General features: G+C 36.5%; 23 protein-coding genes. 9 read left to right on the forward strand and 14 right to left on the reverse strand.

The genetic code is table 11. From position 1 onward, the window contains the following. Positions 1–42: 42 nt before the first annotated feature. Positions 43–630, forward strand: coding sequence for a sigma-70 family RNA polymerase sigma factor (locus tag BMX40_RS14165; RefSeq protein WP_090871038.1), 588 nt, complete (start codon positions 43–45; stop codon positions 628–630). Beyond that, positions 623–1456, forward strand: a complete 834-nt coding sequence (locus tag BMX40_RS14170; protein WP_090871040.1) for a hypothetical protein — start codon at positions 623–625, stop codon at positions 1454–1456. Before BMX40_RS14165 ends, BMX40_RS14170 begins: the two co-directional genes overlap by 8 nt. A gap of 45 nt (positions 1457–1501) precedes the next feature. Here the strand turns inward: BMX40_RS14170 and BMX40_RS14175 are convergent, their stop codons facing one another. From BMX40_RS14175 to BMX40_RS14190, 4 genes are all read right to left on the reverse strand, one after another. After that, the gene (locus BMX40_RS14175; RefSeq protein ID WP_090871042.1) at positions 1502–1702 is read right to left on the reverse strand and encodes a CDGSH iron-sulfur domain-containing protein; all 201 of its coding nucleotides are present in this window, start codon (positions 1700–1702) and stop codon (positions 1502–1504) included. Positions 1703–1805: 103 nt separating this feature from the next. Beyond that, complete coding sequence (locus BMX40_RS14180; RefSeq protein WP_090871044.1) at positions 1806–2720, reverse strand: fumarylacetoacetate hydrolase family protein; 915 nt, start codon at positions 2718–2720, stop codon at positions 1806–1808. 22 nt (positions 2721–2742) lie between these two features. Continuing rightward, positions 2743–3315 carry a GNAT family N-acetyltransferase gene (locus tag BMX40_RS14185; protein WP_090871046.1) on the reverse strand — a complete coding sequence of 191 codons (573 nt, stop codon included), beginning with the start codon at positions 3313–3315 and terminating at the stop codon, positions 2743–2745. A gap of 11 nt (positions 3316–3326) precedes the next feature. Then, positions 3327–3833, reverse strand: a complete 507-nt coding sequence (locus BMX40_RS14190; RefSeq protein ID WP_090871048.1) for a hypothetical protein — start codon at positions 3831–3833, stop codon at positions 3327–3329. A 256-nt stretch (positions 3834–4089) separates the two neighbouring features. Between BMX40_RS14190 and BMX40_RS14195 the strand changes: the two genes are divergently transcribed. After that, on the forward strand, positions 4090–4893 hold the full coding sequence (locus BMX40_RS14195) for an N-acetylmuramoyl-L-alanine amidase (RefSeq protein WP_090871050.1): 804 nt from the start codon (positions 4090–4092) through the stop codon (positions 4891–4893). Between the two features lie 70 nt (positions 4894–4963). Here the strand turns inward: BMX40_RS14195 and BMX40_RS14200 are convergent, their stop codons facing one another. Together BMX40_RS14200 and BMX40_RS14205 are read right to left on the reverse strand one after the other, a co-directional pair. Next, positions 4964–5389 (reverse strand): pyridoxamine 5'-phosphate oxidase family protein, encoded by a 426-nt coding sequence (locus BMX40_RS14200; RefSeq protein WP_090871053.1) that lies wholly within the window; start codon positions 5387–5389, stop codon positions 4964–4966. Positions 5390–5522: 133 nt separating this feature from the next. Beyond that, the gene (locus BMX40_RS14205) at positions 5523–6125 is read right to left on the reverse strand and encodes a TetR/AcrR family transcriptional regulator (protein ID WP_090871055.1); all 603 of its coding nucleotides are present in this window, start codon (positions 6123–6125) and stop codon (positions 5523–5525) included. Positions 6126–6339: 214 nt separating this feature from the next. On the opposite strand from BMX40_RS14205, the gene BMX40_RS14210 reads away from it, so the two are divergent. Both BMX40_RS14210 and BMX40_RS14215 read left to right on the forward strand, forming a co-directional pair. Beyond that, positions 6340–6663, forward strand: a complete 324-nt coding sequence (locus BMX40_RS14210) for a DMT family transporter (protein ID WP_090871057.1) — start codon at positions 6340–6342, stop codon at positions 6661–6663. Positions 6664–6689: 26 nt separating this feature from the next. Further along, a complete protein-coding gene (locus tag BMX40_RS14215) occupies positions 6690–7037 on the forward strand; it encodes a DMT family transporter (RefSeq protein ID WP_090871059.1) in 348 nt (115 codons plus the stop codon). A gap of 186 nt (positions 7038–7223) precedes the next feature. On the opposite strand, the gene BMX40_RS14220 is transcribed toward BMX40_RS14215, so the two are convergent. The 4 genes from BMX40_RS14220 to BMX40_RS14235 form a co-directional block, all read right to left on the reverse strand. Further along, positions 7224–9506, reverse strand: coding sequence for an ATP-dependent DNA helicase (locus BMX40_RS14220; RefSeq protein WP_090871061.1), 2283 nt, complete (start codon positions 9504–9506; stop codon positions 7224–7226). A 100-nt stretch (positions 9507–9606) separates the two neighbouring features. Continuing rightward, a complete protein-coding gene (locus BMX40_RS14225) occupies positions 9607–9789 on the reverse strand; it encodes a XapX domain-containing protein (RefSeq protein WP_090871063.1) in 183 nt (60 codons plus the stop codon). Positions 9790–9802: 13 nt separating this feature from the next. Beyond that, positions 9803–9958, reverse strand: a complete 156-nt coding sequence (locus tag BMX40_RS14230) for a XapX domain-containing protein (protein ID WP_090871065.1) — start codon at positions 9956–9958, stop codon at positions 9803–9805. Positions 9959–10038: 80 nt separating this feature from the next. Beyond that, complete coding sequence (locus BMX40_RS14235) at positions 10039–10563, reverse strand: D-glycero-alpha-D-manno-heptose-1,7-bisphosphate 7-phosphatase (protein WP_090871068.1); 525 nt, start codon at positions 10561–10563, stop codon at positions 10039–10041. 188 nt (positions 10564–10751) lie between these two features. Here BMX40_RS14235 and BMX40_RS14240 point away from each other — a divergent pair, with 188 nt between their 5' ends. Next, positions 10752–11510, forward strand: a complete 759-nt coding sequence (locus tag BMX40_RS14240) for a DUF2087 domain-containing protein (protein ID WP_090871071.1) — start codon at positions 10752–10754, stop codon at positions 11508–11510. Between the two features lie 39 nt (positions 11511–11549). Here the strand turns inward: BMX40_RS14240 and BMX40_RS14245 are convergent, their stop codons facing one another. Further along, entirely contained in the window at positions 11550–12083 is a 534-nt protein-coding gene (locus BMX40_RS14245) for an endonuclease/exonuclease/phosphatase family protein (protein WP_244513568.1), read from the reverse strand. Between the two features lie 321 nt (positions 12084–12404). Here BMX40_RS14245 and BMX40_RS14250 point away from each other — a divergent pair, with 321 nt between their 5' ends. Continuing rightward, positions 12405–13991 carry an alkaline phosphatase family protein gene (locus tag BMX40_RS14250; RefSeq protein WP_090871073.1) on the forward strand — a complete coding sequence of 529 codons (1587 nt, stop codon included), beginning with the start codon at positions 12405–12407 and terminating at the stop codon, positions 13989–13991. Between the two features lie 25 nt (positions 13992–14016). Further along, positions 14017–14811, forward strand: a complete 795-nt coding sequence (locus BMX40_RS14255) for a polysaccharide deacetylase family protein (protein ID WP_090871075.1) — start codon at positions 14017–14019, stop codon at positions 14809–14811. A gap of 147 nt (positions 14812–14958) precedes the next feature. Here the strand turns inward: BMX40_RS14255 and BMX40_RS14260 are convergent, their stop codons facing one another. Beyond that, entirely contained in the window at positions 14959–15306 is a 348-nt protein-coding gene (locus BMX40_RS14260) for a helix-turn-helix domain-containing protein (RefSeq protein ID WP_090871077.1), read from the reverse strand. Between the two features lie 457 nt (positions 15307–15763). Here BMX40_RS14260 and BMX40_RS14265 point away from each other — a divergent pair, with 457 nt between their 5' ends. Then, positions 15764–16543 (forward strand): carbon-nitrogen family hydrolase, encoded by a 780-nt coding sequence (locus BMX40_RS14265; RefSeq protein WP_342028685.1) that lies wholly within the window; start codon positions 15764–15766, stop codon positions 16541–16543. Positions 16544–16921: 378 nt separating this feature from the next. Here the strand turns inward: BMX40_RS14265 and BMX40_RS14270 are convergent, their stop codons facing one another. After that, the gene (locus BMX40_RS14270; protein WP_090871082.1) at positions 16922–18010 is read right to left on the reverse strand and encodes a metallophosphoesterase; all 1089 of its coding nucleotides are present in this window, start codon (positions 18008–18010) and stop codon (positions 16922–16924) included. Next, positions 18003–18956, reverse strand: coding sequence for a Gfo/Idh/MocA family protein (locus BMX40_RS14275; RefSeq protein WP_244513570.1), 954 nt, complete (start codon positions 18954–18956; stop codon positions 18003–18005). Before BMX40_RS14275 ends, BMX40_RS14270 begins: the two co-directional genes overlap by 8 nt. Between the last annotated feature and the right edge of the window lie 93 nt (positions 18957–19049).

The raw sequence follows: 19049 nt of genomic DNA on the forward strand, positions 1-19049 counted from the left end.
ATGACGTCTTATTAATGAGCTATTTAGTTAGGAGGAAACAGAGTGGGCCACTCGAAACCTTTCCATCCAACATACGATGAAGATGATATTCTAAAACAGAACCCAACAAAAGCAATCGAGATGATCATGGACACGTATGGAGATGAAATCAAACGCTTAATCTTCACATATATGAAAAACACTGCGGACACCGATGACGTTACCCAAGAAGTCTTTGTCGCTGTTTATCAAAAATTAAATACGTTTCAAGGGAATTCCACACTAAAAAGCTGGATCTATTCTATTGCAATCAATAAGTGTAAAGATTATTTACGAAGCTGGCATGCTCGGAATAAACGCTTAAAGGAAAGACTAACTCAATCCGTTCAAACATCAGAAAACAACAGCGAGACACCAGAAGATTACTTCATGAAGCAAGATGAATCCAGTCTTCTTTTGAGACAAGTGATGGAGTTACCAATTAAATACCGAGAAGTCATTACGTTATTCTACTTTAAAGAGCTCTCTACAAAAGAAATTAGTCTAGTATTAGAGATGAAGGAAGCCACCGTAAGAACAAGGCTAGCTCGAGGCCGCGATAAATTGAAAGACTGCTTATCGCAAGAAAGAGGTGGTGTAAACCATGGATAAGCAATTAAAAAAGCTAAAAAAGCAGTTTGAAGCAGACATTCCAACTTCCTTTACTGAAAAAGATAAGGAGGCTGTTTTTGAAAAGATAAAAAATAGAGAGATCAAACAACCGAAAAAGGTATTTCCCCTATTTCCAAAAGTATTAACAAGTTTCGTTGTTGCTTCAATCGTTCTAATCGTTGTGATCACAATAAATAACAATCCGAGTGATTTTAGTAATTCTATGAATGATGCAACCGATACAGCCGAGAAAAACGAAATGTCAAGTTTAGCAAGGGAAGAAGTAGAGATGGAAGATAAGCGTAATGACACGCTAATTATGGAAGAGTCTGAGGAGGAAGCCAATGAATCGAATGATTTGGATTTAGCTCAAGAATCTCAGGAATCGAATCAAATTGAAACAACAATCGAACCGTCTGATGAATTAATGAACATTTATACTAGCTATAAAGCCTCCTTAGATGATAATTTATTACAGGGACTTGACCCAATTGACGTATTTAAACTGTACTATCATGCTCAAATCCAAGGCGATCAAGAGGTACAATACGCATTGTATTTGCAGGGTGAAAAATATGGTACTCCGGATAAAGAAGCCTATTTTAACGACAGGAATTTATATGAAAACAATATGGAGGACTTGAAGGAATTCTATGGACAATTAAAGCAACTGACTCTATTTACGGAGGTTCAATTTGCTACAAATGAAGAAGAATATGCTTTGATTAACTTTGAAATAGAAGATAAAGATTGGCCGTCTAGTTTTCGGTTGATTAAAGATCCAGATACAAATGTATGGAAAGTGCAGTGGATGCCATTACAATAACTTGAACAGAAAAACCGCAGGTCACACTGCGGTTCCTTTGTTTACTTATGCTCTCGGTGCACTTTCAAATCCAATTTTTTTATGGGTCCCGTCACAGAATGGCTTATTGGATGAATGACCACAACGGCATAATGAGAAAGCTTTTTTTGTTTCAAAAACATTCCCCTCTTTATCAACTAATTCCACATCACCAGTCACTCGTAACGAACCATTATCCAGTACTTTGATTTGTGCTTTTTCACTCATTTATTTCACCCCTTTAAATAGGATACACACCCCAACGGTATATACAGAAATATCCCTTCATACTCAATCCTATGCATCAACCACATTCATTCATGCTATCCTATTATTTTTCGATAACCTTATTATCCATTTTTCCTATCTTTTCAATCTCTAAGGTTACGTTATCCCCGTTTTGTAGAAACTGCTGGGGATTCATTCCAAAACCTACACCGTCTGGAGTTCCTGTCATAATCATATCTCCAGGCTTCAATGTCATCAATTGAGAGATAAATTCGACTAGATAAGGAACATCAAATATCAGTTTATTCGTAGTTGATGATTGTCGCATCTCTCCATTTACATAGGATTGAATAGTTAAATTACCTGGATCTCCTACTTCATCAGCTGTTACGATCCACGGCCCTATTGGTGTACTAAGGTCAAGGTTTTTCCCCTGAAGCCATTGTGGTGTTCGTTTTTGTAAATCCCGAGCTGTGCCATCATTCCCAATCGTATATCCAGCAATATAATCGAGAGCGTTCTCCTTAGGTACATCTTTTGCTTCCTTTCCAATAACTACCGTTAACTCTACCTCATAATCCATTTTTTGTGTGAAAGAACTTTTCACCATGTTATCATCCGGCCCCACTAATGCATTTGGATATTTGGCGAACAATACTGGGTAATCAGGTATGTCACTGTCCATTTCAGCAGCGTGCTCCGCATAGTTTTTTCCAACACAGATTATTTTTTGTGGAGTAGGATTGGGTGTTGATAGATATACTTCTTCCCTATCCAGAAAAAATCCTTCCATACCATTTTCCTTTACGTAGGAGTAGGCTGCTTTTGCACGCTCAATTACAGAATGGCCAATTTGATAGAAGGCACTCGGGTCTGATGGAAGAAGCTGCTTGGCTTCAACTGTGTTACCTTTATATTCTATATAAGCCTCCTGTAGATCCACAATTTTATTCCCCTCTATAAAACCAACTCGAAGGGAACTAGGCTTTCCTTTCTGTTTATAGGTTACTAGTTTCATATATACACCTTCATTTCAATTTTTACATTGCGTTATTATTTTGTTGATCATATTCTTCCTTCAACAAGGAGTAAACAACGGTATCATGGTACATTTCACCATCAAAATCCGTTTGACGCAATACTCCTTCCTTCGTAAATCCATATTTCTCTAGAAGCCTTCTTGATCCTTGATTCCCTGCAAAAATATCTCCAACAATTCGATTTAAGTCTAACGCGTTAAAGCTAAATTCAAGGACTTTTTCAATAACTTCTGTCATGACGCCTTGGTTCTGAAAATCCTTTCGAATCACGACGCCCATTTCTGCTTTTTTATGCCATTTATTTAATTTGTGTAATCGAAATTGACCAATTAATTCTCCGCTTGCTTTATGAATGATAACCCATGGAATTTCTTTTCCCTGTTTAAACTTTTCAAGATAACCTTCCATATTCCTTCTTAAATCTTGTACGGATTCTACAGGGTTTGGTGTTATATATTTCATCGTTTCTCTATCTTTCATAAATACGTACATATCTTCTACATCTTCTAGTGTCATCGCCCGTAATCGATAATTTTTGGTTTCAATTGTTGGGATAGCTACTTTTGTCAACATGGACCTCCACCTTATTCACTATATGTCTCAATATATTTTGTTAGTCTCGTAATATTTCGTTTATTTTTTCCATAGTCTATTACAGTAGTAGGTAGTAAAGGCTTGCTAGTTATGGTTACCACTGTTTCCTCTGAATTCAACTCATCTAGCTTGATCATGATTTTTTCTCCCCATGATTGCCAGCTAACTCCTATTCTTCCTTGTATAATTCCCTCTGTTGGATCAGTTGTTAGCTTCTTACCATTATATTTTTCGATGGATTTCCTACAAAGATTCACCGTTTCATTAAATGGTCGTTGTATGATGATTTCCTGCTGCTGTTTCACACGCCCCCCTATTTTCCCTCCAGATGACCTTCTGAACAAATAATCGATGATTCCTAACGTTACGGCGATAAATAAACCAAACAAGAAACCTGTAACAATACTTTCACTTAATGAAACACCATCAAACATAAGGAACATGATGAATCCATAAAGGACGGAAGATAGCAGGAAGAAAACAATATATTTTTTCAAATGGTATCCCCCTTGGCGTCTAAATCATTTCGTATCATATAGTATGATAAAGACTTTTTAGAATTTTTTCAATTAACGCCACTAAATTTCTATTTGTTTCGATTGTATAAATGAAGCAGCACACTTTTTTAGAGCATTAGGTGGGGTGATGAAAATGTGGAAATAAAATGAAGTAAAGACGGTTGTCTTTTTCAGTTTCACTACTTCATTCATAGAATGATAACGAATTTCTAAACAGTAAAAGGAGGGAATTCCTATGAAATTATATTTAGATCCTGGTCATGGTGGCTCAGATCCAGGTGCTAGTGGTAATGGTCTATTGGAAAAAGAAATTGTGCTTGATATAGCGCTTCGAATACGATCCATTTTACAAAATGAATACGAAGATGTAGATATACGAATGAGCCGAACGAGTGATAGTACGAAAAGTCTACAACAACGTACAAATGAGGCAAACGCTTGGGGAGCAGATTATTATGTTTCCATTCACTGTAATGCCTTTAATGGATCTGCCTATGGATATGAAGATTATATTCACAGCACCTTATCCGATTCATCACAAACTGCTAGATATAGAGATATCCTTCATGAGGAAATCACAAAGGTAAATCAACTAAGAAATCGTGGAAAGAAAAAAGCAAATTTCCATGTATTACGTGAAACAGATATGTCAGCATTTCTTTCTGAAAATGGCTTTATCGATAATGATAATGATGCATCCCTATTAAGCGATCCTTCTTGGAGACAACAGGTAGCTCAAGGACATGTAAATGGAATTGCCAGAGCATTTAATCTACAACCAAAACAAGATGATGGCAATGGAACCATTTATCGTGTTATTGCTGGTTCCTTTCAATCCAGGTCGAACGCAGAACAACGAGTAAATTATTTAGTAGATCAAGGGATCCAAGCAACATTAGTAGCTGTTACAGTATCCGGGGAGCAATGGTACCGAGTGCAAGCCGGTGCTTTTACGCATCGAAGTAATGCGGAAAGAAGATTAAACGACGTGACACAAGCTGGGATTGGGGATGCTTATATATCCAGTACGAATAATTAGTCCCTTGTTATCTAGATCGATTATTTAAAAAAGTAACCGCTAATGCCCTAGCGGTTACTTCTATGTATACTTATAATTCAACTTCTTTCGGTTCGTCACCAACTTGATTTGTCATCAATCGAACCTGAATAGGTTCCATTTCAAGAATGATGTAATTGGGATCGTCTGGACTTTCAAACCAAGGCTCCATTTTTTCCGTCCACAACTTCTTCTTTAGATCTTCTGAATGATTAACAGAAACCTTACCTTGATAGTCTACATATTCATCCCCATATCCATCGCCACCATAGCCGATCAAAATATGGGTATATGGATTTGCTTCAATTTCTTCTATTTTATCGGTTTCTTTACTCGTTGCAGCATATAATTTTAAGTTATCATGGAAAAATGTCATGAATCTTGTATGGGGTTTATTCCCCTTTATCGTCGCCATCGTTCCTACAGCATGATTCTCTAATAGCTTCTCTACCTTTGTTCTTACTTCCTGTTGACTCAAATAGAAACACTCCTTACCAATTAGTTGATCATAGTATTTCTATATTTTCGTAAATTAATTCAAAAATGTCGGATTCATGCACATCAGAAGTTTACGCGAGAAGGTACTACAGACTAATATGAAAGTCGAGCGACTATGCTGTGTTGCAGATCATTTGTAAATATTCTCGAATTTCTTTTTCAATAACTTGATCGTTGTATGAATTTGCATAAATGACAGATTCAAATACTAAACCGTGAATAAATATGGTTAGTGAATTTGCACTTCTGTCAATATTAATGGGAATCGTAATATACCCACTATTTTCAAGCATCTGTACAATATCCTTTGCAAAATTAAAGTTCACTTCGCGGAATCTATCTTTTGTCACCTGGTATTCAGGGTTCATTGTCGCCATTACGGAAAATTTCATCCATATATCATTTTCCATTCTTTCTTCTTCTGTGTTGGCTTGAACAATCTGCTTTATCATACTTACTGCGTGCTCAAACGCCTCTAGGTTTACCTGTATGACCTTTTGCATTCTCTCCTCAAACCTTTGATAGATTAGATCCATTGCATACATATATATATCCTTTTGCTTTGGAAAAAAGTATTGAACAGAACCCAAAGATAATTCAGCTTCTTTTGCGATCTCACGTAATGTCGCTTTTTCGAAACCTGAATGATGAATGATACGAAACATTGCTTCTACAATTTGCTCTTTTCTTTGAGAATGATCTATTTTTTTAGGCAAAATGTAACCCCCTTGATTTTTTAAGTCAGTTGTATTATAATCTTTTTAAGTCAATTGACTTAATAAATATCTTACTTTATATGATTACTATGGTAACTTTTTCTGCTTGCTCTAGTAGGACTCCAAAGAATTAGGATGGATAGTCTTATCATTAGTAAAATTATAGATTAAAAATATTCGAATAACAAATCTACACATAAGTGAGGAAAATACGATGAATGCTTATTTCTTATTGGGATTATCCGTTGTAAGTGAAGTGATTGCTATCTCTATGCTAAAAGCCTCGAATGGATTTAAAAATATTATACCTACAATGGGGGTCATTATTGGATACACATTAGCCTTCTATGCATTATCTATTTCACTAAAAACAATTCCAATTGGAACAGCTTATGCCATATGGGCTGGTTTAGCTACAGCACTAACAGCACTAGTCAGTATTACGGTGTATAAAGAGAATTATAATAGCAAGAAGTCATTGGGTTTTATATTAATAATTGGTGGCGTAATTCTATTAAACATAGAAGGAGTTCATTAAATCTATGGATAGAAAGAGGTAGAGGTATGAAGGGGTTTATTTATTTAACACTATCCATCATTTCAGAGGTTTTGGCTACTACAATGCTTAAACTGTCCGAAGGGTTTACAAACCTATTTCCGACTATAGGTTTAATTGTTGGGTATGTTATTTCCTTTTACTGCTTATCATTGTGTCTTAAAAGGCTTCCGTTAAGTCTAGCTCATGCCATCTGGGCAGGTGGAGGCACAATTTTAACAGCTTTAGTTGGTATGATCTTATGGGACGAAATCGTAACTGCGTTGAATTTAGTTGGTTTTCTATTAATTATAGGTGGCGTCATAATTTTGAATGCAACAAAAGATGTTGAAGCCGAAGAGGCTCCTTCATACTAACAATTCCTTGTGCAGCTATTAATGAAAATAGCTAGATATAATACTGTTGTTAGGAATTCGGAAAACTATTTATTAAAGTTTATCTTCAATCCGTGGAGGGTTCTTTATCCCCCACGAATTATCAGATAGTCCTGCATGTTAAACTTATAAATTATACAACCCTTTAAAGTGGAAGGAGTCACGATTTTAAGATTCATATCCAATCGTATAATTCTTCCACTCATACGGTAATAAAGCTTGATATTTACCCTGGAGAAAGCGATCATCTACTAAAGCAATTGTTCCTCTATCTTTATCCGATCGTATTAACCTCCCACCAGCCTGAAGAACTTTATTCATCCCTGGGTAAACATAAGCATAATCAAATCCATTTTTTCCAATAGATTGAAAGTAGTCTTTTATAATATTTCGTTCTAACCCGATTTGCGGAAGACCTACACCAACAACAATGACTCCCCGAAGACGATCTCCTACTAAATCAATCCCCTCCGAAAAAATCCCCCCTAAGACAGCAAAACCTACTAATCTTTCCGCGCTATTCGATTGAAATGCTTGCAAGAATTCCTCTCGCTCATCCTCAGACATTCCAATCTCTTGAATCTTTGTCTTGATTTGCGGGGCTGCTTGAATAAAATCTTCATAAACTAATCGCATGTAATGATACGAAGGAAAGAAAACCAGGAAATTCCCTAACCTATCCTCTAACATATCGATAAAAAATTTTACCATGGAATCCTTCGTTTTTTCTCGGTCTTGATATTTGGTTGATAATGGTTGAATAATTACTTCCGCATTCTCCCTAGCAAATGGAGATGGTATCGATAAGACATAATCATCATTTACACCACCTAAAAGATCTTTGTAATAGTCCCCTGGAATTAATGTAGCTGAAAAGAAAACTTTTGATCGGTATCCTTTTCCTGCTTTTCTAATAAGCTGGGAAGGGTCGAGACAAAAGAGTTTAATTTTCACTTCGCTTTTATGTACTTCTAAATAAGAAATAAACCGCTCATCATATAACTTGGATATCTTTACAAATGCTTGTGAAGCAAAATAAGCGTCTAACAACAAAGCATCTGCATCTCCATTTTGCGCTAACTCCGCTTCTGCTTCTAATGCAAATGATTCAGCAAGATCAACCAAATCACTATCTAATTCTTTTTTCAGACTCACCTGCTGCTTTTTTAATTCCAGTAAATGATCATTGATTGCTTTAGCTGCTTGCGCGATCGAACGGCTTTTTCCTTTATAATCCCTTTTCAATTGAAGGAACTGTGATTTAAATAATTCTGCTGAGTACATCTCTCGAGCCCGATCTACTAAGTTATGAGCCTCGTCAACTAGTAGCACCGTTTGCTTCTTTTGCTCCTCGTAAAGACGTTTTAAAGAAACGCTCGGATCAAAAATATAATTGTAATCACATATAACAGCGTCAGATGCATAAGCAAGATCTAATGAAAATTCAAAGGGACATACACGGTGTTTACGTGCATATGATTCGATAACCGTACGATTCATTTGTTTTTCATTTTCTAAAATATCTAAAACAGCTCCATTTATCCGATCGTAATACCCATCTGCAAATGGGCAATGCTCCTTAGAGCAGATCGTCTCGTCCTGAAAACAAACCTTATCTTTTGCAGTAATGGTTACCGTTTGGATATCCAATCCTTTCTTGATCAATAACGCAAATGCCTCTTCTGCAGCTGTTCTCGTAATCGTTTTGGCAGTTAAATAAAAAATTCGATTAAGATGACCTTCCCCGATTGCTTTGACAGCAGGGAACACGGTTGATATCGTTTTTCCAATTCCAGTAGATGCCTTTGCAAACAATGTCTTTTTAGCTACTGTTGATTTATAAACAGCACCAGCCAGTTGGCGCTGGCCACTTCGGTACTCTGTAAATGGAAAGGAAAGCTCCTTGCTACTTTTATCTCGACTTACCTCGTGTTCCAGTCTGTTTTTCGCGTACGGGATATATTTTTCAATAACATCTTGTACATAGGTTTCCATTTGTTCATAGGTCATGCTTCGTTGAAACTGCTTTTGCTCCTCTGTTTTCACATGCATATATGTTAATTGGATGGTTATCTTTTCTAAGTCATGATCCCCCGCATAAATATATCCATAGAATATCGCTTGCGCCCAGTGCACTGGATGCGTATCTTCCTGAATATCGTCAAGGCTATGAGACGTGGATTTAATTTCATCAATGATTACAGAGCCATCTTCATGAATAAGTAGTCCATCACAACGACCGTCAACTTGAATAAGGAGGTCATCATGAGGAATTTCAGCTTGAACATAGACCTCCTTTTGGTCACCTTCTTTATAGGTTTGTTGAATTCTTTGATGCGCCTTCGTTCCTTCTAGCATGGAAGTGGCAGACCGAAATCCTGACTCGATACTCCCACTTCGAAATACATACTCTACTAAACTTCTTACGGAAATCTTAATCCCTTTTACCATCGTATCACCCGTTCATTATCATTATGTTAAGTTTAGCAGTTTATCGAGAATAAAGAAATGTTCCTCAAATGAAAAGACCTCATCCATTACGGACAAGGACTCATTCAACCTCCGTTTTCCCACGTTTTTTATTATATTGATTAATAATAAGAAAGCCTGTAAAAATCCCTACAATCCCCATAATGCCAGCAAAATTTGGAGGAGCCGGAATAGGAAGGTTAAGCAGAGAAAATATTGCGCCTAAAACGATTCCTGCAATAAAGGATTGGATCGTTACCTTCATGTTTCTCACCCCTCTAAAATAAGTTGTTTACTAAGACAAAGCCTACAAAAACCCCTACAATTCCCATTACACCTGCAAAGTTAGGCGGGGCTGGTATTGGTAGCTTTAACAGTGAAAAAACGATACCTAGTGCAATTCCTGTTAAAAAAGAAATAATGACAATACCCAAGAAACTTCCTCCTTATTGCGCTTCCAATCTATTGCATTTAATTTTACCCTTCTCCTATGAATTATACTGTTAACATATGATTAATTTGGTAGCAACCAATTGGAGAAAGACAGCAGATCAGAAAAATAATAATCTGCGTTTGCTTCTTCTCTTCGATTCCCTACTAAAACTGTCTTTGTCCCTGCTTGTTTTCCAGCAACAATATCTGGTTCTCGATCCCCGACCATGTAGCTTCTTTTAATATCAATACGATGTTTTTTGGCTAAATCTATGATCATCTTAGGTTCAGGTTTACGACAAGCACAGCCAGCATGTGGTTTATGGGGACAGTAAGAAACATCATCAACGTATGCACCATATCCCTCTAAGTCTTTCGCCATTTGTTCGTGTACAGCATGAAGTCCCGTTTCCTTCATGTAACCAAGGCCTATCCCGCCTTGATTGGTAACTACAAACACTTTATAGCCTGCTCCATTAAACTTTTTAATAGCCTCTCCTACCCCATCTAATAAATAAAAGTCTTTCGGCTTATTAACAAACTTCACTCGGTTACTCAGCACTTCATTAATAACCCCGTCCCGATCAAGAAAAATCCCAATATCCATTTTGAATCATCACCTTCCATTACAAGTATCCCACCAAAACCCCATTTCATTCGATCTGGTGCCAGGCACCTGTCGGGTTTCGACAGGTGCCTGGCACCAGAATTAATAAAACGAAATAAATTATCGTTTGCTTATTAATAAACATTAACTTATAATGTTTTTATAAGTTACAATTTGGAGTTGTTTGAATGGCAAATGAAGCGAAGTTCTGGAATGCATCGATAGAAGAATTAACAAAGGGTTATATTTATGACTCTCAACTAGAGGTCTTTACTTGTCTCATTTGTGGGGAGTATTACCGAAAAGGAATTATTTACCCAAATGGGGAAGTGTTGTATGAAGCAAAACTAGCAATGAAACATCATGTGCAAGAAGCACATCAATCCATGTTTGAGTATCTAATGAACATGCCCAAAAAATACACGGGTTTATCTGATCTTCAAAAGGAAATTCTCACGTACTTTAAACAGGGATTAACGGATAAGGAAATTGCTAGAAACGTAGATGCCGGTAGTACGTCAACAATTCGTACACACCGTTTTAAGTTAAGGGAAAAAGAAAAACAAGCACGTGTCTTTCTTGCCATCATGGAATTATTGAAACAGGAAGAATACACGGATGAGTTAATTTCCATTCATAAGGGGGCAACAATGGTGGATGAACGTTATGCAATTACAAACGCTGAAAAGGAAAAGGTGTTAGCAACCTATTTTAAACAAGGGGTAAACGGTCCTCTGGAATCTTTTCCTAGCAAAGAAAAACGGAAGATTATTATTCTGCAACAAATTATCACGAACTTTGACACAACTAAAAAATATACGGAATTAGAGGTTAATGAAATATTAAAATCAACGTTCGATGATTTTGTTACATTAAGAAGGTATTTAATTGAATATGGTTTTATGAATAGAAGTAAAGACGGTAGTTCCTATTGGGTAAATAGGTAATTGCTTGTGTAGGAATATTCGATGGAACCATTCCAAAAGCTAAACAGAAAATACAATACGCAAAGGTAAATGATCGGAAGCCCCTGGTTCTATATGAATAATTTCTGCAGCAAAAACGGAAATAGATGAGCTTGTAAAGATATAATCCAACCTTCTTTTTGGCCGGATAGAGGGGTACGTATTTCCATCCCCTTTTCCTGCTATTTCCCAGGCGTCATGAAGATTATTTGTTATTTCATTCCACCCTTTGGAATGAGGCTTCATATTCCAATCTCCCATAACTAGTTTAGGAATAGGCGATTTGGATATCTCGTTAAGAATTTTTTTCATCTGCTTATGATGCAAAAAAGGATTCAAACTTAAATGGGTTACAAATAGTAGAATTCTTTTTTGCTCAATTTGTATCGTTGCTTCTAACATTGACCGCGCTTCTACTATTCCTATCAAAAAATGAAACCGATAATCTTTCTTCTGAATAGTGGGATAGCGTGATAATAATGCATTTCCATATTGCCTACTTTTTGCTTTTCCTTTTGTTTCGATATGGATGGAAGGTGTGAATGCATGTTCCATTTGTAATACACCCGCCAACCAGCTAACTTGATCTCTAAATTTACTACGTTTGGAGAAATTTTTATCAACCTATTAAGTCCAATAATATCTGCATTGCTTTCCTCTATAACCCTCACAATTCGGTCCAGGTTTAATTTATTTTGAACATTTTTCCCATGATGAATATTGAATGTCATTGCTGTTACTTTCATTTTTTCTCCTTTTCTCTTTTAAAATTAATACATAGAAAATGAATTAAAAATCATACTAAATTTTATATTATATATCTATTACGGATACATATAAACCTTAGAAATCTTGTAAGTAAAAAGGAAGGATCAGATGAAAAAAGGGCTATATATTATAATTGCTTCCACTTTACTAATTGGCATCGCCATCTTTTTGCTCGGAAGGAATAGTGCGAATCAAGCCATTGATCAAATAGAAATTAACCCTACTACTAATCCAATTATTTTGATTATCGTTGATTCCTTAATGGACCAACCTTTACAAGAGGCAATGAAAAAAGGGAAGGCACCAGCTTTTAAATTTCTAGCGGATAATGGTCACTATTACTCCGATATCATAAGCAGCTATCCTACAATGTCTGTTTCTATAGATAGTACCCTTCTTACAGGAAAATATCCAGATGAGCATCACATCCCTGGTTTGGTTTGGTTCAATACCGTTGAAAATCGCCTTGTTAACTATGGAAGCGCGAAAGAAGAAATAATTAAGTTAGGTATTAAACAGGTGGTTGAAGACCATTTTTATCATTTAAATCACACACATCTGAATTCGCAAACTAAAACAATACACGAAGTACTCGCAAATAATGGATTACAAAGCGGATCAATCAATGCTCTTGTATATCGCGGAGAAGAAAAAAATGAAATTAATCTATCTAAAGTATTAGCCAACTTTGATGTAATGCCGGAAAGTATAACTGTAGAGACACCTTCTATCTTTTCCTATGGTGCCTTTGCACAATACAGCCCTAAAAATAAAGAGAATACACAGATATGGGAGCGTTATGGATTTAATGATCAATTTGCAAGTGAAGAATTAAAACATGTCATTAATCACAATAAATTACCGGCTTTTTCAATTGTTTACTTTTCTGATCTAGATAAGGCTGTACATCAGGATGGCCCCACTAATCATATAAATGCCATAGAAAAAGCTGATAAACAGCTTCAACAAGTATTAGACATGTATGATTCTTGGGAAGAGGCTATACAGAGTAATGTATGGATGGTAATGGGAGATAGTGGCCAAGCCCCAGTTAAAATGGACAAGGAAGAATCTTTAATAAGTTTGCATTCTATTTTAGATCCTTCTTATAAGATTCATAAACCAGCAGAACCCGTGCAAGATGATGATCAACTCGTCTTTGCCTTGAATGAACGAATGGCATATGTTTATAACTTGGATGTGGCTCTTTCTCTTGAAGATATTGCACGAAAACTGCAAAAGGATTCGCGAATAAACTTTATCGCTTGGAAAATAGACGATCAGACAACTGTTATTCAAAACGGGAAGCCAAATGCGTTAACATTTCAACCAAAAGGAAACCTCCGTGACCAATATGGACAGACTTGGGCTGTCAATGGCGATCTCTCCATCCTTGATTTAAACAAGAATGAAGATTCCATAGATTATGGTGATTATCCAGACGCTTTAGCACGACTTCATAGTGCTTCGGAATCTCATAAAGGTGAATTTGTAATTATAGATGCCAAACCAGGTTATGAATTCATTGGAGAAGGTACACCTACCCATCCCGGAGGAGGATCTCATGGATCATTACACGAAGAAGATTCTGTAGTACCCGTGATCGTAGCTGGTACAGATTTAACACCCGGCCATAACCGTATTGTAGATTTTAAAAAATGGATTGAAGAAATCGTGTTAACAAATAATAAATAAAATAAATAGTAAAGGAGGTGATAATATGAGAGGCAATCTATTGACACTATTTGCATGTATTAGTTTTGTATTCTTTACTGTTTCTCCGTACGAAGCCCAACAAGAAGAGCTACCTGAACCAGAAGGCGGATCAGAATTAACCGAACGTGTGCGCCAACCAATTTCTAATATCGTTCTGCAGCAACGTTACCCCGAAAGTATTGTATTAAGCGGAAATCAAGCAGACACGAAAATTGCCCTAACCTTTGATGACGGACCAGACCCTCGTTTCACACCAGAAATTCTAGATGTTTTGAAGGCAAATGATATCCAGGCAACCTTTTTTTTAATGGGTGCAAGGGCAAAAGCATATCCTGAATTAGTCGCGCGAATAATTGAGGAAGGACATATAATAGGAAACCATACATATTGGCATCCTAACTTAGTGGAGCAAGCAGACATTGCTACATTAGAAAGAGAAGTAAATCATACAGAAGAGACATTAGCCGAATTATCCGGGTATCGAACCAAACTGTTTCGAGCACCCTATGGCTTTTTATACAATGACCTTGTTGAAAAATTAGCAGAAATGGATTACACAATTGTTGGTTGGTCTGTGGATTCTTTGGACTGGCAGGAAACTCCACCTGAAGTGATAGCTTCCAATGTCATTGGTAACATCCATCCTGGCGCCATCATTCTCATGCATGATGGAGCTGAGTGGGATGGAGATCGAACAAATACAATCCTCTCCCTGCAGCAAATTATTCCTGAATTAATTGGACAAGGGTATAGATTTACAACAATACCAGATTTATTGAACATCCCGTACCAAAAGTAGAAAGTACAGCAGGTATGAATTTCTGACTGGCACTAAATATAGCATAATCATACCATCAAAAAATTGTAAAAATCGTTCATGGATCGGACGAGTCATAACAAGAAAAGTGGCTACAATAGGATAACAATCCTCTAGCCACTTTTCTCTTTAATGGTCCACTTCTTTTAGCAATCGCTTTGCTTTAATGAAGGCAATTGCATCAATAATTTCTTCTTCACTTAGCTGTCTATTATCAACCATTAACATATGACCCTCGCGAACGTTTTTTTCTTCCAAGCGAAGGGGCTGTTTTGGGGTATTACCGTTAAGTAGATAATCAATTGAGACATCAAAAAACTTCGATATGCGTTTCACATGACTAATACTCGGCTCTTTTTTCTCCATTTCATAGCTCCAGATGACACTTTTAGTGAAACCAATTTGTTCAGCCATTTGCTCTGGGGATAACGCCTGTTGCTCACGTAATGCTTTTAACCTTTTCCCAAAACCTTCCATCTATATCATCTCCATAGAAATCTTTATTTATCGTACACACCTGTGCTGATAGTGATGCCCATTTTGCTATTCAACGAAATTAGCTACTAGTTTCCCACTTATAAAATCACTTTAAAGTGGCTCGAATATGGTGGCATACTATACAACACCCATTAAATCATTTGCTTTATTTTCAAAATATTCATATTATAATAGTATCATATGTGTTTCCTATGTCTATGGTTCATACGTTTTGTTCTTCATTTTTGTTTCATGAAATGGTATTATAATATGAATATGCAGAATGTTTCATTAATCATGCAAAATTAAAGCTATTTTACATATTAGCTTCCATGATGTATTAAAGGAAATATTCTATGGAAAAAGGGAAAGATCTTCAATTAATCAATTCAGCGGGGGCCTGTCCTCATCCCTCACTGATAAAAAGGAGCGTGTAATAATTTTAAAACTAGCCTTACTGCAAATTGATATTTGTTATGGAAATCCAACAGCGAATTACAAAACAATAGAAAAACAATTTGAAAAACTACATGCGAAAAATATTGATTTAGTAGTCCTTCCAGAATTATGGACAACTGGCTACGATCTAACTAGATTAGATGAAATTGCAGACGATGGCGGCAAGGAATCTCTTTCTTTTATTTGTAAGCTCGCCAAAAAGTATCGACTCAACATTGTTGCAGGATCAATAGCAAAAAAACTTCCCAATTCTGCTGTAACAAACACATTAATCGTTATAAATTGTATTGGTGAAATAGTTAAGGAATATAGCAAAGCACATTTATTCCGTTTAATGCAGGAAGAAAAGCATCTTATCGAAGGGAATGATCATGGTCTTTTTGAGTTAGAAGGAATATTAAGTGCAGGAGTAATTTGTTATGATATTCGTTTTCCTGAATGGATTCGTACACATATGCTTCATGATACAAAGGTTTTATATGTTGTTGCCGAATGGCCCAAGCAAAGGATTGATCATTGGAGAGCCCTTTTAATTAGCAGAGCAATCGAAAATCAATGCTTTGTAGTCGCATGCAACCGAGTTGGATACGATCCCCAGAATGAGTTTGGTGGTCATTCTATGATTGTAGATCCTTGGGGAAAGGTACTTTCAGAAGCCAATGATGAGGAAATGATACTATATGGAGAGGTTGAAATAGATCAAGTAGATAGTGTTCGAAAAAAAATTCCTGTATTCTCCGATCGACGGCCCGAATTATATTCTTTTGAAATAGAATAACCCTCGGTCATGTTTTATCATACGAGCGCTTAATCTAGTCAGCTGCTTAGACCTAAAGTTAAGCCGCTTTACATTGCTGTTGGTATATGCAAGCACACTTTTCAGCCACGTTTACTTTTGAATGGATAGTTGAATTTAATAATCCTGGCGCTACAGACTGAAAGAATCGTTTATAAATAAAACCACTTCTAAAAAAGTGGAAATTTCCGAGGAAATGGAATGCTTTTTGAAGAAACTTCCTTTTTTTGGAGATAAGATAAAAAGCACTACCTCATTTTAGAAAGTATCTAAAACCGGTGTGCTTTATAAAGTGAATCTTCATCAGTGGGGTATTACAGCCAGTTATATACGGGATAAACCTATCTTTAGTCACTAATTTCAAAGTAAGCAATGATTTGGAATCCATCCGACTTCACCTGTTATCTTCTTTATGAGCGTGTATCCTGCACATGAATCATCTATAATGAATACTTTCTCACCATTTGCAACAGATAAAAACGTGGTACTAAGATCCCCTTTCGAGCGAATATACTCATTTGATGTTTCAATATATTCATTTTTCACCCACTGCTGAATACCCAAATTGATATTTTTACAACGGGTAAAATAGTTATGGCGCTCCAATATTTCTAAGTCATAATTTGGATACGTAACAGTACCAATCCCACCATAAGAATCTTCATGATCTACTTGAACAGTAGCCGTGGTTTTTAGTTCATCCACATAAGAAAAATCGTAGTTACCGTTTTCTATTAGCAAGGCATTTAATTGGCCGTCTTTTTTGATCTGGTTTCCACCATCTAAAGCAATCACTCGTTTTTTTTCATCAATAATTGGATTGTTCGAGCTTATTTGCTTTGCCCGGTAATTTACAACCGGCCAATGCCCGACAATCACATTTTTATTTTCCCGATGCTCTTTTTCATAGAATGCTTTTGTGAATAACGCAAAATCCTCGCTCGTATTTCGCCAATCCTCTATATGATCAATACCAGCATGAACAATAATATGGCCAGCAAATTGATAGGCATTAGGCAGGGATTCTAGCCAGTTTATTTCTTCTCGAAAATGGGTACGGTAAAATTCTGCTAATTCATGTATACCAGAAAAGTCATCCAATGATTTATGTTTAAGAGTAAGCATTTCATTTAAAATAGAATACTTCTGGTTTCTCATGTATTGCAAAATGCCTTCTACTCCATCAAACACGTATCGGAACAACACATCACAGTTTCCTTTGGTAACAAAGACACGATCTGACTGAGCGACTAACTCCTGTACATAATGAACTACCTCTAAACTATTTGGACCCTTCTCACACAAGTCGCCATTCAGAAATAAATAGTCTTCTTTTGCATATTTTACTTGTGTTAATAGCTCTTTCAGCAAATCTAGCTGTCCATGAATATCCGATATTACAATGACACGATTATTTTTATCCAAGTCTAGTTCTTTTACATTAAGCATTTTGTTTCCCTAACAGTCCTTCTAATACTTGTTGAACAGCAAAGCCTTCCTCAAAGGTAACCAGACTTGCGCGTTCTCCAGCTACAGCCTTGACAAGTTCATCAATTAACCCTGGATATGGTTGCCTTTCTGTTAAAACTTCCTCACCTTCTTTTGAAGTGAGAATAAGTTGTCCCCAATTTAACAAGGAAATAACACCTTTATCTCCGTAGACCCGATAAGCCAATTCTTCTTTTTTACCAATGGAACTTAGTCCATTTATTAAAATTGGTGTACTATCCTTTAATTCCATACGCGCTATGACTCCAGTTTCACAGGCTTCTTCATTTTCTGGAAAATCGATAAACGATTGAATGTTAGAAATGGAACCAAAAACGCGTTGCGTTAGCTGAATAAAATGTGGTGTTATTTCACGAATAAATCCACCCTGTTCACGACCTGCTATCCAATCATTTTGTTGCCATGCACGTGGCCATTCTGGAAATTGCATGGTCAATTCAATGCGCTTTATTTCCCCTATCCTGCCACTTTGTATTTGATCGGCTAACTGCTGAGCTGAATTGCTATATGGGAGTGGGAAATTAATCGCATTGACCACACCTACTGATTTAGCTTTCTCCTGCATTTCCTCCGCCTCTTGGTAAGAGTTTGCTAGTGGTTTTTCACATAATATGTGTTTACCGGCTTCCAATACCGCCAATGCAATGGGATGGTGAAGTTTTGGAGGAACCGCAACATATACAACATCTACTGTCTCATCTGTAATAAGGTCATGATAGTCCGAATATGTACGTACTCCTGGTAGCAGTTCCTGCATTTCAGCTATTCGCTGTTCATTCACATCACTAATTGCTGTAATAGTTGTTGCCGCATGTGCGTTAAACTGTTTAAGCAACCTTTCCCCGATTGCTCCCAGGCCAATAATGCCAATATTTATATCTTTCAATTTATTTCATCCTTTCATGGTAGGCTTCTACTTGATTAAATATGTAATGAAACAGAATAAAAAACTGGAAAACTTCAAAAACTATACTGATTG

Origin of the sequence: Oceanobacillus limi, from assembly GCF_900111445.1 — a bacterium.
Taxonomy (GTDB): Bacteria; Bacillota; Bacilli; order Bacillales; family Amphibacillaceae; genus Ornithinibacillus; species Ornithinibacillus limi.

Excerpts from the sequence above, each read along its gene's own strand:
- BMX40_RS14170 (WP_090871040.1), top strand. The coding sequence starts at position 623 with ATGGATAAGCAATTAAAAAAGCTAAAAAAGCAGTTTGAAGCAGACATT.
- BMX40_RS14175 (WP_090871042.1), bottom strand. The coding sequence starts at position 1,702 with ATGAGTGAAAAAGCACAAATCAAAGTACTGGATAATGGTTCGTTACGA.
- BMX40_RS14180 (WP_090871044.1), bottom strand. The coding sequence starts at position 2,720 with ATGAAACTAGTAACCTATAAACAGAAAGGAAAGCCTAGTTCCCTTCGA.
- BMX40_RS14185 (WP_090871046.1), bottom strand. The coding sequence starts at position 3,315 with ATGTTGACAAAAGTAGCTATCCCAACAATTGAAACCAAAAATTATCGA.
- BMX40_RS14195 (WP_090871050.1), top strand. The coding sequence starts at position 4,090 with ATGAAATTATATTTAGATCCTGGTCATGGTGGCTCAGATCCAGGTGCT.
- BMX40_RS14210 (WP_090871057.1), top strand. The coding sequence starts at position 6,340 with ATGAATGCTTATTTCTTATTGGGATTATCCGTTGTAAGTGAAGTGATT.
- BMX40_RS14215 (WP_090871059.1), top strand. The coding sequence starts at position 6,690 with ATGAAGGGGTTTATTTATTTAACACTATCCATCATTTCAGAGGTTTTG.
- BMX40_RS14220 (WP_090871061.1), bottom strand. The coding sequence starts at position 9,506 with ATGGTAAAAGGGATTAAGATTTCCGTAAGAAGTTTAGTAGAGTATGTA.
- BMX40_RS14225 (WP_090871063.1), bottom strand. The coding sequence starts at position 9,789 with ATGAAGGTAACGATCCAATCCTTTATTGCAGGAATCGTTTTAGGCGCA.
- BMX40_RS14235 (WP_090871068.1), bottom strand. The coding sequence starts at position 10,563 with ATGGATATTGGGATTTTTCTTGATCGGGACGGGGTTATTAATGAAGTG.
- BMX40_RS14240 (WP_090871071.1), top strand. The coding sequence starts at position 10,752 with ATGGCAAATGAAGCGAAGTTCTGGAATGCATCGATAGAAGAATTAACA.
- BMX40_RS14245 (WP_244513568.1), bottom strand. The coding sequence starts at position 12,083 with ATGGAACATGCATTCACACCTTCCATCCATATCGAAACAAAAGGAAAA.
- BMX40_RS14250 (WP_090871073.1), top strand. The coding sequence starts at position 12,405 with ATGAAAAAAGGGCTATATATTATAATTGCTTCCACTTTACTAATTGGC.
- BMX40_RS14255 (WP_090871075.1), top strand. The coding sequence starts at position 14,017 with ATGAGAGGCAATCTATTGACACTATTTGCATGTATTAGTTTTGTATTC.
- BMX40_RS14260 (WP_090871077.1), bottom strand. The coding sequence starts at position 15,306 with ATGGAAGGTTTTGGGAAAAGGTTAAAAGCATTACGTGAGCAACAGGCG.
- BMX40_RS14270 (WP_090871082.1), bottom strand. The coding sequence starts at position 18,010 with ATGCTTAATGTAAAAGAACTAGACTTGGATAAAAATAATCGTGTCATT.